16 protein-coding genes are annotated in these 13,259 nt (G+C 46.8%); all 16 read right to left on the reverse strand.

Annotated elements, in window-relative coordinates; genetic code table 11:
* Positions 1 to 384: a flagellar export chaperone FliS gene (gene fliS / locus NSQ80_RS19215; protein ID WP_339300438.1), complete on the reverse strand. Its 384-nt coding sequence runs from the start codon at positions 382 to 384 to the stop codon at positions 1 to 3.
* Positions 385 to 426: 42 nt separating this feature from the next.
* Entirely contained in the window at positions 427 to 1,908 is a 1,482-nt protein-coding gene (gene fliD / locus NSQ80_RS19220; protein WP_339300440.1) for a flagellar filament capping protein FliD, read from the reverse strand.
* Positions 1,909 to 1,923: 15 nt separating this feature from the next.
* On the reverse strand, positions 1,924 to 2,256 hold the full coding sequence (locus tag NSQ80_RS19225; protein WP_339300442.1) for a flagellar protein FlaG: 333 nt from the start codon (positions 2,254 to 2,256) through the stop codon (positions 1,924 to 1,926).
* 75 nt (positions 2,257 to 2,331) lie between these two features.
* The gene (locus NSQ80_RS19230; RefSeq protein ID WP_339300444.1) at positions 2,332 to 3,162 is read right to left on the reverse strand and encodes a flagellin; all 831 of its coding nucleotides are present in this window, start codon (positions 3,160 to 3,162) and stop codon (positions 2,332 to 2,334) included.
* A gap of 167 nt (positions 3,163 to 3,329) precedes the next feature.
* Positions 3,330 to 3,566, reverse strand: a complete 237-nt coding sequence (gene csrA / locus NSQ80_RS19235; protein WP_339300446.1) for a carbon storage regulator CsrA — start codon at positions 3,564 to 3,566, stop codon at positions 3,330 to 3,332.
* Positions 3,544 to 4,002, reverse strand: a complete 459-nt coding sequence (gene fliW, locus NSQ80_RS19240; RefSeq protein ID WP_339300448.1) for a flagellar assembly protein FliW — start codon at positions 4,000 to 4,002, stop codon at positions 3,544 to 3,546. Before fliW ends, csrA begins: the two co-directional genes overlap by 23 nt.
* Positions 4,003 to 4,072: 70 nt before the next feature.
* A complete protein-coding gene (locus NSQ80_RS19245) occupies positions 4,073 to 4,645 on the reverse strand; it encodes a DUF6470 family protein (protein WP_339300450.1) in 573 nt (190 codons plus the stop codon).
* A gap of 11 nt (positions 4,646 to 4,656) precedes the next feature.
* A complete protein-coding gene (flgL, locus tag NSQ80_RS19250) occupies positions 4,657 to 5,559 on the reverse strand; it encodes a flagellar hook-associated protein FlgL (protein ID WP_339300452.1) in 903 nt (300 codons plus the stop codon).
* Between the two features lie 18 nt (positions 5,560 to 5,577).
* Positions 5,578 to 7,143: a flagellar hook-associated protein FlgK gene (gene flgK, locus NSQ80_RS19255; RefSeq protein ID WP_028538144.1), complete on the reverse strand. Its 1,566-nt coding sequence runs from the start codon at positions 7,141 to 7,143 to the stop codon at positions 5,578 to 5,580.
* A 25-nt stretch (positions 7,144 to 7,168) separates the two neighbouring features.
* Positions 7,169 to 7,669 (reverse strand): flagellar protein FlgN, encoded by a 501-nt coding sequence (locus tag NSQ80_RS19260; RefSeq protein ID WP_028538145.1) that lies wholly within the window; start codon positions 7,667 to 7,669, stop codon positions 7,169 to 7,171.
* A complete protein-coding gene (locus tag NSQ80_RS19265) occupies positions 7,666 to 7,959 on the reverse strand; it encodes a flagellar biosynthesis anti-sigma factor FlgM (protein WP_028538146.1) in 294 nt (97 codons plus the stop codon). The genes NSQ80_RS19260 and NSQ80_RS19265 overlap by 4 nt, the downstream gene beginning before the upstream one ends.
* Before the next feature lie 132 nt (positions 7,960 to 8,091).
* Entirely contained in the window at positions 8,092 to 8,508 is a 417-nt protein-coding gene (locus NSQ80_RS19270) for a TIGR03826 family flagellar region protein (RefSeq protein ID WP_028538147.1), read from the reverse strand.
* A 112-nt stretch (positions 8,509 to 8,620) separates the two neighbouring features.
* Positions 8,621 to 9,880: a hypothetical protein gene (locus NSQ80_RS19275; protein ID WP_339300457.1), complete on the reverse strand. Its 1,260-nt coding sequence runs from the start codon at positions 9,878 to 9,880 to the stop codon at positions 8,621 to 8,623.
* A gap of 1 nt (position 9,881) precedes the next feature.
* On the reverse strand, positions 9,882 to 11,117 hold the full coding sequence (locus NSQ80_RS19280) for a helicase-related protein (RefSeq protein ID WP_339302191.1): 1,236 nt from the start codon (positions 11,115 to 11,117) through the stop codon (positions 9,882 to 9,884).
* Complete coding sequence (locus NSQ80_RS19285; protein WP_339300459.1) at positions 11,042 to 11,896, reverse strand: hypothetical protein; 855 nt, start codon at positions 11,894 to 11,896, stop codon at positions 11,042 to 11,044. The genes NSQ80_RS19280 and NSQ80_RS19285 overlap by 76 nt, the downstream gene beginning before the upstream one ends.
* Positions 11,897 to 12,653: 757 nt before the next feature.
* On the reverse strand, positions 12,654 to 13,073 hold the full coding sequence (locus tag NSQ80_RS19290; RefSeq protein WP_009225331.1) for a hypothetical protein: 420 nt from the start codon (positions 13,071 to 13,073) through the stop codon (positions 12,654 to 12,656).
* Between the last annotated feature and the right edge of the window lie 186 nt (positions 13,074 to 13,259).

Below are 13,259 nucleotides of genomic sequence, written 5' to 3' on the forward strand. Positions count from 1 at the left end.
TTAATTACCTTTACCAGTTTTCAAAGTCATTAATGCTTGCTTCCATGTATCTACCATCAATCTAGCAAATTCAAGAGTTTCATCAAGAAGAACCTCGTCCTTACTAACGATAAATCTGGCAATATGAGCATTATAAAATAAATATAAATCTCTAAGATCCTCGGATATCTCGTACTTGAAATTCAATGTTATGATCAGTTCATTAAAAATGCTTCGCACTTTGTGCAACACCGTATTCATCTCTTCATATTGTTTCCAAGCATAAAATTGCTTTGCTTTAAGCAAAGATTTTACGATCTCTTGATACAACATTAAAGTCAACTCGCCAGGGCTAGCTGTTTCAACCTGTACTTTTAGGTATTGCAATTGTTGTGTGTTCTGCATGTTTAATCTCTCCATAAGTTAATTCTATTAACATTCTCAAAACTATCCGCCTAATTGAGAAGATAACCAAGAACTTTGGCTGTTGAGTTTTTGAAGAGCTTGTTCCATAGCCGTAAACTTCTTGTAATATCTTGTCTCAATATCCTCCAATTTCCGTTCCAAATCCGACTCTCTATCACCAAGTTCTTTGAGTTGCTTTCCTAACACACTATCATCCAAAGCTTCGATCGATCCAGAGCCGATTTTTTTTGTAAGATTTGTCAATTGCTTTGTTATTTCTTCATAAATACGCTCGGCAAAACCTAGCTCTCCTCTACGCTTCTTGACATTATCCGAAGTATCGGCAATTGTGTCAGATGTCTTTGTAAACAACTGAACAACTTCATCAAAACGAGTATTTATAGCCTCACTCAATTTGGTTTCGTCGATTTCTAACTTACCATTCTCCCTCCAGTCTGACTTGACTGTAATCCCTATGTCAGATAGCATATCCAATTGACTTTTATTGGATAAATCTAGTGGGGTATTCAATGCTGAACGAAAAGATCCAAGCGCCCCCGTAAGCAAGCTATCTTGATACAATGTACCTGCTCTCGCCTTTTTCTCCCACAATTCAATTTCGCTTTCGGACATTGCACTTTTCTCTTCAGTTGTCAAAGGCTGATAATCCCGGTTCCGCTTAGTAGAAGTAGCAGTAGAAAACAAGTCTATTATTTCATTGTATTTTGCTACGAAATTCTTGATTTTATCAATTGCTGTACTTCGATCCGTAACTGCACTAATAGTCGCCTCGCCACTGCCACGAAGTGTAACTTGAGCTCCGTTAATAGTTATATTATTTGAGTTTGACTTAATTACTGAGCCACCATTTACAGTAAATTCCGCATCGCCCCCGGTCGCTGATAACTTGTCCAACTGAAAAACTTGAGCCAGCGCATTAGTTCCACTCGATGTGATTTCGATTTTGGATGCTGCCCCTGTAGAATTTGAGCTAAGATATAACACACCTGTTGTGTTATCAAAACTTGCCTTTACTCCAGTTATAGAGGAGTTGCTGTTTATGTCCTTTACTATGGAATCCATCGTTGATGTCCCTGCAGTTATCGTAATTTCTGCCGAACCCGTAGCACCGGTTATGGTTACTGTACCGCCCACAGACACCGGATCAGTTGGAGATTGAGTAACTTGACCGCCTACAATAGTTGCAGACGTTGCCAGTTTAGTAACATTGACCAGACTCAAACTAGGGTTCGCCCCACCAGATGCCACTTCTAGCACACTAGAATTAGAGGAACTTGCTCTAACTGTTTGGAAGTTTGACTCATAACGCAGATCGTTAACAACAGATCGAAAAGATAATAATGCTGTGTTCATTGAACGATAATCTTCACGCTGCCAAAGAGTAAACTGTTTTTTTCTCAGAACATTATCAAGGGGGATACGTTCCGCTTTCATCAAATCTTTAATAAGACTATCTGTATCCAACATCCCGCTAAATCCTGTCAATCGAATTGGAGAAGTCACTCTATCTCCCCCTTTCTACATTTTTTCATCCATGAATATCCCTGCCCGAACACACATACTATACATCAGGTCGAGGGTCTTTTCTCTGGGAATCTCCATAACAACTTCATTAGTTTCATCAGATACTACAGTCACCATAATAGTATTCGTTTTTTCATGTAGCTTTACTTTGATATGAGTCCCTGCTTCAGCTAGATTTTTATTAATCTTATCCGCAAGTTCCTCTACCGTATAATCCTCCTTGTTCGGGGTGTCTTTTGAATCAATTGGTCTCAACAAAGCGGAGGAATGAACATCCCTTATACCCGGTGTCAGAAAAGCAGATGAAGAGTTCGGATCAACTCTCACTTCGTTTCCTCCTCTTCACATTAAACTAACTTATATAAAAAAACCGGCCGGTATCCCGGCCGGCTAAGATGAAAATTAACGCAGCAACTGCAATACACCTTGAGGTTGCTGGTTGGCTTGTGCCAACATTGCAGTAGCAGCTTGTTGAAGAATGTTGTTCTTCGTAAATTCGGACATTTCTTTAGCCATATCAACATCACGAATACGGGATTCAGCTGCTTGAAGGTTCTCGGAAGTAGTGCCCAAATTGTTAATTGTATGTTCCAGACGGTTTTGAACAGCACCGAGATCAGAACGAATTGCAGAAATCGAGTTGATTGCCGCTTGAACAGAAGCAAGGTTTGCAGCAGCAGTCGAGTTCATTGCTGTTGGATTCGAAGACAAACTAGTCAAACCAGCAATATCTAGAGAAGTTGCAAGCGCAGCTTGCAGATTAAGAGTAATCGTCTCGCCACCATTAGCACCAACTTGAAAAATAACGGATGATGTGGACCCGTCAAGCAATTTTTTGGTATTAAATTGCGTTTGTTGTGCAATGGAACCGATCTGCTGAGTAAGTTGATTAATTTCCGCATCGATTTTAGCAGCATCTGTAGTAGTCAAAACTTCGTTAGCGCCTTGTACATACAATTCAGCCATACGTTGCAGCATAGCATGAGTTTCGTTCAACGCACCTTCAGCTGTTTGGATCAAAGAAATGCCGTCCAAAGCGTTTCTGGAAGCTTGCTCCAAGCCACGGATTTGGTTACGCATTTTTTCGGAGATTGCCAGACCAGCAGCATCGTCCGCAGCACGGTTGATCCGGTAGCCGGAAGACAATTTCTCCAGAGATTTACCTTGTTGCGTGTTGTTAAAAGACAATTGACGTTGAGTGTTGTAAGAACTGATGTTGTGGTTAATACGCATACTAGAATTCCTCCTTGGAATGTGTTGGTGATTAGCATCCTTGCTTCACCCGTTAGTTTGGTCGATTTTATGGCTTGCGGCCGCCAATACCATAACTTTCGCCCCATAATATATATATCGGAGACCTTTTTTATATTGTTTACAGGCAAATCAACATTTTTAAAAAATTATTTTGGTTTTGGTGGATCAATTTCAAGCAAAAATTGCTTAATATCCCCATTTATTACAATCGCATCTTTATTTTGTTGTTGAATGGCATTGTAAATTTCTTCTCTATATATAGTTACTTGCTTAGGGGCCTCGATACCGATTCGCACTTGATCTCCGGAAACATCGACAATAGAAATCACAATATCGTGGTTGATCATGATTTTTTGCCCTTTATTTCTCGACAATATCAACATGGCTGACCTCCCGCTGATTTGCATTAAAAATCGAATGTCGAGTATTGAACTCTGGGCGATCCAAAATAATTTGAGCCGCTTCCTTTGTTTTCAAATTTATCACTAGCGGGGCTTTAAGGTTCATCGTTATATCCGCAGAGGAGCGAACTGTTACTATGGATCTTACAAGAACTTGATCTTTCGTTTGAATATTGAGGATATCGAGCCAACGTTGATCCAATGAAAACTCATAGTTCGCCTCGAATTGAAATGGATCTGCAACAACAAAAGCTAGATTTTCATCATTCACGGATTGAATAAATTCAAAAGGACTATTGGTCTGAGTCAGGTGAACAAAGGTTTTAAAGTTTTCAAAACCTAGAATGGGTGAAGCAAAAGTCCAAGTGTTATCGGAATTAGCTTCTATTTCACCAAATCTTACTGATTTTATTTTCACAGAGAGACCTCCTTGAATTAACAAAAAATAGCTATATGAAACAACTTGTTTTCAATATAGCTATACTCCTTTAGACAACTTCATCTAGTTGCCTTCCTGTTGCCGTCATAAATATAAAGTTTTTTTGGACTAAGTACGGATTAACTTTACCTGGATAATAATCAATAACCGGCTTACGAAGCTCGGGATCAACGGTAACTTTGCCTGGAAGATAATTCATTGAGAGTGACCCTGGAGTAAAGGTCACATCAACATTATCGTAATCCGGAGAACCGCGATATTCGATAGGCCTATCCTTAAGTGCGTTTTGTCGTGCAATTTCGGCAAAGGCATTTCCCGGCTTATGAAACGCCATCATCCGGTCACCCGCTTGCGCAATTTCAGCAATATTTTGCAAGGATGACTCTAACGAGCTTTGTGCTATTCGATCCGTAAACTCATCAAATTTAGCTAACCCTAGAGCCGACCAAGCTCTTCTCGCATCAACCTCAAGTGTTCCGTCTGTTCGCTGCATTTCTAACTTCCCAGGCTCTTGATGCAAGTTAAGTGAAGGCCTGGGTTGCTCAATGCTCCAACGTCCTGGAGTCGTCTCTAACGCAATCTTGCTATAGCCTTGTTGAATCTGAATGCGAGGAATTTGCACCAAAATCCCTCCTAGTTCAGAAAGTCGAGTAAACTTGGTCTAATGATCCGTGCCATTGTATCTAGCGAGGCCTGATAAATACTTTCCGCTGTCTTTAGCTCGGTAATAACGGAAGGCATATCGGCATCTTCCGTCAAAGACTGAAGCGAGACGTAGTTTAAATTCAGATCCTCTAGTCGACTCATTGTGAATTCAAGTCGGTTTTGCTTACCGCCAACTTCAGCCTGAGCGGTAATCACATTTTCTAGATTTTTTTGAAGCTGTGGGATGATATCTTGGATAGCCTGGGTTCCAGCAGGACTTGTATCAGTTAAGGCATTTTTAAATCTATCAATAACAGCAAATAGGCCCGTTGGATCTCCTGATGCTCCAAATACCTTGTCTCCTAAAAGGTTAACAGAGATATAGATTCCCGCTCCAATCTGATAATCAACTTCTCCTTGATCCAAACTATATGCTGTATTAGCTGGATCGCTTGGATATGGCTGTTCATTCACGCGTTCCCCGTTAAAGATGTATTTCCCCTTGAATTGAGAATTGCCGAGGGAAACCAGTTGCTTGTAAAGCTGATCCACTTCTTGAGCTATATTATTTCTCGCATCAGCCGGGACGGTATCCGTTCCACCTTGCACCGCGAGTTCAGACAAACGCTGTATAATTTGCGTTGTTTCCGTTAATACGCTATCCGTAAAAGCCATCCAAGAATCCGCATCTTCCACATTCTCTTCAAACTTCGTAGTCGAGCTAATCTCTGCCCGATATTGCAAGGCGCTTGCGACGCCAACTGGATCGTCGGAAGGACGGTTGAGGCGACGGTTCGTCATCATTTGCTCCTGATACTTGTCCAAACGTCGGTAGTTATTTTGCAGATTGCTCATCATGGATCTGCTCATCATCGATTGAGTAATACGCATTTGTCATTCATCTCCTATCTACCGCCCGACTACACCGGTACCATTAATTAGTTTATCCAACATCTCGTCAATGGTTGTAATCACACGAGAGGATGCACTGTAGGCATGCTGGAATTTGATCATGTCCGCCATTTCTTCATCAAGCGATACACTACTTACGGCCTGTCGCATACTATCAGCATGATCGGACAACAACGTGCCGTTCTGAACCATACGGTAAGCGTCGTCCGAATCCGTACCTAATTGAGCTATAACCGATTGAAGATAGCTCCCAAAGGTACCTTCATTAGTAAGCGCACCGTTCTGAGTACTGTAATCAAACTTCCCTTCGGATAGTGAAGCGATGAGCAAAGCAAGGTCACCGTTCCCTTGAAGCACTTTCTCCGTTACAACACCGTTCACTGTTACCTGCTCTGTGCGCATCGATGCCGCTATATTAGCAAGATTAGCTTGAATTTCCGGGTTAACACGAATATTAGCCGCTGTAATAGCTCCGCCATCGCTAGATACAAAGAAATCTTTCCCCACGGTCGCTGGCTCCTGGAGAGTGTACCCCAACTTATGCAGACCATTTAACCCATCAACGGTATATTTAATATCCTGCATCAATTTCCGCGGGTTGGCTGGATCCATTTGGGCTCCAGGAATTGTAACGCCATCCGGCAAAATAGATCCGGCAGGTAATGTGACTTCAATTTTACCTGTTGCCAAAGTGTTTGCCATCACATTCATTTGGTTAATGTAGCCTTGAACAAATACATCACGAGATTCAATATATCCTGCAATCTCACCCTTGGTGAGAGACGCTGTATTAGCCAAAGTAAACTCTACTGGTGCCTGCGTACCATTCACAACTAGTACATCACCAAACATAACCTGATAGTTATCATCAGTTTCTGTAACCTGGACATTGCCTAAAGAAGATAATTGATCCACGAGTAAGTCCCGCTGATCTCGCAGATCGTTTGCGTTATCCCCCAAACCTTCCACTCGATTGATCATTATCGTCAAGTCGGAGATTTGTTGAATCGTATTGTTAGCTTCAGCCACTTTCACATCAATTCGCTGAGTAATATTGCTACTAAGCGTATTTAATTGTGATGCAATATGATTGAAAGTTTCGGTCAAAGCAATTGCTTTCTGCTGAACGACTGTACGTGAGGACAAGTCCGAACTACTGGGGTTTTTGCTCAATTGTTGCCAAGCGTTCCAAAACTCCGAGATACTTGTGGCGATGCTGTTTTCAGAAGGTTCGTTGAAGATCCCCTCAATATTGGACAGTGCCTCTTGTTTAACATTCCAAGTGGATAGATCTGAATTTTGATTCCGATACTCAATATCGAGCAGAAAGTCGCGGATTCTTCTGATACTGGTAACTTCTACACCCATGCCGAGTTGGTTGGGGTTTGTTGATTTGGTTAATCCTGGGAACTCAATGGGTCTTGCCGCTGCCATTTTCGCAACTTGACGAGAGTAGCCAGGTGCATTGGCATTCGTAATATTATGACCAGTTGTGGCAAGTGCTGTTTGCTGTGCCAGAATTCCTCGCTTGCCCACTTCGAGCGTATGAAAAGTCGATCTCATAATTTACCTCGCTTCCTGTCGTCCCTTATGCTCTAGTATCGAAATAACTTCTATTTTTCTTCGTAGCCTGTTGTTTCGTTGGATCAGTGTACATCAATTCGTCCTCAGGCAGGCTTGTTAACAGATTCAAGCTATAATCAATAAACGTAAGCGACTGCTCAATTAGCTCTTTATTAATAGCGTTAAGACGTTTCAATTCTTGTAATGTTATTGATAATTGCCTCTGTGCGTCCAAAAGCATCTGCTTCTCCTCGGTATCAAATACCAAGCGACTCATTTCCGTGATCGTAAGGTTTAATTGTGAGCGAATTCCCTTCTCCTTCAAAAACCGGAATACGGACTCCTCACGCAGTTCGTCTAACTCAGCTGCTTGTTTCAGCAATCGGGTTTCCTTGGTCATGACTTGAGTCAAACCAGCCACATCATTAGCCATAATCGCTTTTTGCTTCTCAGCCCCAAGTTCAATCAAGGTGCGGTACAACTCGTCCAAATGTCGCAATGCGTCGACAACTTGTTGTACACTCATTCTTTTTCACCTGATTCGATAAACGACTTAAAGTATGGAGCTAGCTTCTCTGCGATTTTCCCGGCTTCCACATGGTATGTCCCCGACGACACCTCTTCCTTCAATTTGGCAATCCGTTCAATACGCTGAGGGTCCTGAACCTTTTTATATTCCTCAAGCATCCCCTTAGCCTCCAATGAGATGGAAACTTGGTCTACTTGTTTCTTTTTTGGTAAATGGTTGTCACGATTTTCAATATTTCGTAGATATGGATTAATTCCGCCGATTCTTCCCGTTTCATTGATTTTCAACTTACATTCACCTCGCTTCAAATAAAAAAGCCGATAATCTTTACTAAGTTTATCGGCGTTGGTTTAGGCTTTTTTAATAGCGAACGATTGGAGGTTAAAGAATATTATGCCAAAGAATCAGGGTTTTAGTCATTAAGGACTACGGAATTTGTCGATTGCATTGTAAGCACCATTGCCACGCTTATCGCCAAATTCCTGGCCATTCTGGGAGTCCTCTCTAGCTGCTGCAGCAAAACCGCGTACAAGACGAGTGCGGCAAGAATCGCACATATTTCCATCCCGAATTAATACACCACATACTTCGCAGGGATACATCATGTTCGGGTTATTTGCAACGGAAATGCGACCTTCTTTTATGAATTTAGTGATTTGACGAATAGAAACACCAGTTGCTTCATGAACTTCCTGGATTGTGGCCATTTTCTCTTCACGCAAATATTTCAGGCATTTTTCGTACTCTTCTTCAATTTCCTTGATACAAGAAGGACAAATATCTCTGAAATTATTGGCAAACAATCTCCCGCAGCGCGGACAATTCTCTAGATTGATCCCCATATGCTTCGACGTCCTTTCAAGAATCGCTTCGTTTGATGCTAGATTACCTCATTTATAGGGGGTTCGTCTATATATTTGATCAGAAGAATTAGGAAGTTTACATTTTCTAGGATCGAGCCCAAGTCAAACAATAAACTTCGGCGCGGCGACCTATGCGTCCACAAAGCTCATGAAGTACGCGGGAGCAAGCCTCAAGCGTGCTTCCCGTCGTATAGACATCATCGACTAGTAATATACGAATCGGCTCAGGCGACTGATCATGTAGGATTTGGGAAAAGTAATTCGGTTTTGCAACATCTGAATCGTTGGACTTCTGTGCGGTAGCCTGAGGTTTGGCATGCATCTCCCCTCCAAAAGCCCACGCCCAAGATGTCGCCCAGTAGGAGGGCTGGCTTCGATTCAGCTTCACCTCGTTTGCTGCTGCCAAAAGTTTTTCTGCGGCAAGAGCAGTCGGGCGAAAAACATCGCGCAGGTCATGCAGGCGCTCCCATCGTGTCTTGAAGCTTTGTTTCTCGGTGTGGCGCGAACGTTCCAGCAAATTCAGCAAAGGGATTCGCCCTGCCGTTGCAGCACCATAGGCCAACCGAGCGGCTTGATTGAATCCACGTTCCTGCATGCGTTCGCTGCTGACTGGAACGGCGGTTACCGCATGAAATCGGAAGGAAGATTCGCCGATTTTACCTTTGCTGATATAACCTGCTTCTTCTAATTCCTTCACCATTTGCCGGTAAGCCACACCCGTCATTCGAGCTAGAATCGTGCCATAGGTTTCATTTCCACGGTATTTATATTGGGCAAGCCACTCGCGCATCGCCGGGCTATAGGCAACAGCACTTCGATTCATCACGAAGCTGCGGGGGGCTTGTCCTTTCCGAGTGCAATCCGGGCAACCCATTGACCGACCACAGATTTGGCAACGAGGGTTTTTGATCCAAGGGATCGAGAGATAGCAGGATAGGCAGATTTCTGGATAACCTCGTACGCGCTCGGATATTGTCTTTCCACACGTTAAGCAAGGGATGGCGGGAGGTGCCAACAACTGATGTAACGGAGCTAACAATCCGTTCCAGGAAAAGCTTTTCTCCTCAGTATTGAAAAAAGTGCTGGAAGACAAAGCGTCAGAGCCTGATATGAAATCATCCGCAGAACGGAGCCAGGTTGCCGCTGGTGCTCCTATTCCAGCTGAATGAGACAGGCTAGAATTCATCAGATCAACATGAGTCTCGTCGAAATGCCCTGAAATCCATCTGCCGACGGATTGTCCCGCAGGACTTTGCTTGGAATATCGGAACTTGGCAACCCCACGCCGATTTCGGTTTCGCGTGCTTGAACCATCATTCGCAACACTCTGGGATGACTTCATCATCTTATTGAACCTCCTTTACCTGTATAAAGCCGTTTTTGTAAGCCGCCGCGTTCATCATCCGGATTTGCCGAATCGCATCTCGCTGCGACTTGGTCCACGCCGGTGCGGCAAACACAACCTTTCCGTTCGGATCGTCCTTGGAGCGGCCGGCTCTTCCTGCCATCTGCACCAATGAGGCTTCATCAAACAAGTCGCTGTCCGCATCCACTATGTATACATCGCTTTTGGGTACGGTGACCCCGCGCTCCAGAATCGTTGTCGTCACCAGCATGCGAATTCGCCCTTCCCGAAAGGCGCGCACTTTCTCATTCCGGTCCGGATCGGTGGAAGAAGTCCCTTCAATACGGATCCCGGGAAAATAAGTCCGCAAGAGCTCAGAAAAAGTTGCAATTTGGCGAATCCGCGTGACAAAGAGAAAAATCTGCGCCCCGCGCTGAACGGAATGCCGCAGCGGGTGAAGCAGTGCTGAGGGCAACACGCGGCGGCGAAGGCACAACTCCACGCTCGCCATAGTGATTCTTTCAGGAACCGGCAACGGGTGGCCGTGATACCTTGCCGGTACTTTCGCATGCGGTAACCGCCCCGCCCGGATCTCTCTTCGCATCCGCGCAGGCGGCGTCGCAGAGAGGAGAATAAACCGCCCCTCCGGTTTGCAAGCGGCCTCCGCCGCGAAGTTCAGCATCGGATCGTTGTGATACGGAAAAGCATCCAGCTCGTCGATCACAACCAAATCAAAGGCCTGGTAAAACCGCATCAGCTGATGGGTTGTAGCCAAGATCAACCGCGCCTCCTCCCATCGCTGCGGGCTTCCGCCATACAAGACCGCCATCGGCTCCTCGGGAAAAGCCTTCGCCACCCGCGGCGCCAACTCCAGCACGACATCACGGCGCGGCGTCGCGACCAGCACCCGGCCGCCGCTATCCAATGCATAGCGCAGCAACGGGAAGATCATTTCGGTTTTGCCGGCACCGGTTACGGCCCAGAGGAGGAAGCGCGGCGGTCTTGGCTCGGTTTCCATCTGGCGCGAGAGGGAGCGCCGCGAGACCAGAGAGAGAGCCTGCCTTCCGTGAGCTGCTGCTGCCCCTGGCCGCTGCGAAGCCGCTTCCTGCGCTTGCGCCAGGAAGCGCAGCGCCTGCCCCGCCGCGCTGCGCTGGGCGGTGCTCAGCCCCCACCGGTCCAGCAGGGACCCGGTGGGGGCCAGGCCCGCGGCCGTGCCGCCTCCGGCATGCGGCGGCACGGCGCCCGCGCTGCTGCCGCGCAGCAGCAGCGCGCAGGAGCGGCTGCGCCCGAGCGCGAGGCACGCCTCGCAGTAGGCGCAGCCGCGGGAGCCGCACGACCCGCAGGGCGTGCGGCGATGCACCCCGCTGCCGCAGCGCCGGCAGCGGGGGTTCGGGCCCGGCGCCAACGCGGGCCCGGATCTTGGCGGGCGGAGGCCACGCCCGCCGTGAGCTGCACGCGCCCTTGCAGGTGCGCGTGCTGGAGGGCGGAACGCCAGACCGGGGCAAGGCCCGGCAGGCGTTCCGCCAGCAGCTGCTGGAGCTCGGCCTCCAGCAGCGAGCGGCCCTCCAGCGCAGCGGCAAGGCGCTGCGCCGCATCGGCGAGCTCAGCCAGCTCGCCGCGCATCTCCTCTCGCCGTGGTTTCGCCACCCCCGCGCCGCCCAAGTCAGCTGACAGTTCTTTCCCCTGTCTCCCGCCGACCCGATCCATCAACCTCATTTCCGTCCTAAGATCCTCATGCTCCTCGTCATTCCCGCGATGGTTAAACATTCGTCCCCATGCCGTGATTTGGCCAGCCTTCATCAGCCACCCCCGATGCCGTCCTATCAAAGCATCTTTATCTAGCCGCTCAGCCGGATGGGTCAGCTTAGCCTCCGCTTTAATCTCCTCCTGCAAGATCCGCATCAAAAAAAGGTCCCATTCCCGCTTGGTCCACCGATCCATCGCGTTGAACGTCTTGAAGGAATCTCTAGCCTCAACCGCCCAGCCGAACGGTAATCCTTCGGATAATAAATACATTGCGTGCGCCTCTCGATCGACCCACCACAACAAGTCAACGTGCAAATCTAAGCTAACACGAAGCTGCCATCCAGATTTAGTGCGTACGGCATACAGACTCCCTCTCACAATTTCCACCGTCCTCCTAATTTCTAACATCTTTATCCATATTTCAACAGTTTTCGGATAATTCCTCTTTTTCGGATCTTAGTTTTTTCAATTTCAAAATATCTCCGATACTTCGACTTCTTTCACCAAAATCCTCACACCTTCTGTCGCATCTTGGGCCCTATATAAGTTTCCCTATTGAGTTGCCCTGATGACCCGGAGATCCCTTTTCATTCGTAACGGAACTGAGCGACCTTATTTGCCTATTTCCCCGCTATTTCCCGGGCTAACGGAACCAGCAGACCTTATCCGACCAAAAAGAGAAACAAAACTCCCATGTATAGTGCAAATAAGGTCTCCTCGTTCCGTTAAAATCACCAATCTCGTATTTCCAGGCTAATAACGTCCCTGTGTTCCGTTAGAACGGCTGACCGCCTCACTCCCCGCCGCCCCATCCGCTTTACACTACTGATCACCCCCTATCACTTCCAATGTCACTCCTTGATGCCCCTTCTCCTGCTCCCCCAATCCAACTCCATGCGCCATCACCTCACTCCCCATCTCACCCGTAAAAATACAAAAAAGCACACTCCTCGGCATCTCGCCATAAAAGAGTGTGCTTCACACTTTAATCTGCGCATTGCTATGCGCCTGCCTGATCCTATGTTGTTTACACATGGACATATGGAATTTTGTCCGCCTCCCGCGGTACGCGAAGGTCGATGCAGACCGGCGCGTCCTCGGCCACCATGGCCGCATGCGCTTCCACATCCTCTTGCTGCACCACCGCCAAACCGATGACGGTGAGCTCTATCCCGCCTTGCTTTTCGAGCTTCCGCAAGATCGCCAGCGTATCGTCCTGCGAGCTTTCGTCCAACACCGTGACCTGCAGGGATAAACCACGCAGCCGCGCATACCACGAGAGCGCCCGCAAATACCATTCCAATTGGTTCTCATGATTGCTCGTCACCAAAATATAATGAACCCTGCAATCCTTCCGTTTTCCCTGCCGAACCATTCCGTGCAAAACATGGACCAACGCCGCAGCCAAGCCGTAGCTGAGAAGGATCCAGCCAATATAAGAAACCACCGTACCCACCTCCCTTATAGCGACAATATATGCCGCCGCCAAGAGGTCGGTTACTGGGCTCGCACAGAAGGAGCCGCAGAGCAAGGTATATCAACAAATCCGTTAGCCTTCCACCCACTATGTATATTGGCCGGTGCCGTTCGTTCGAGAGGCGATCATGATGCAACCGGGACACCAAAGCAGTCA

Origin of the sequence: Paenibacillus sp. FSL K6-2441 (assembly GCF_037964765.1) — a bacterium.
GTDB classification, from domain to species: Bacteria; Bacillota; Bacilli; order Paenibacillales; family Paenibacillaceae; genus Fontibacillus; species Fontibacillus phoenicis.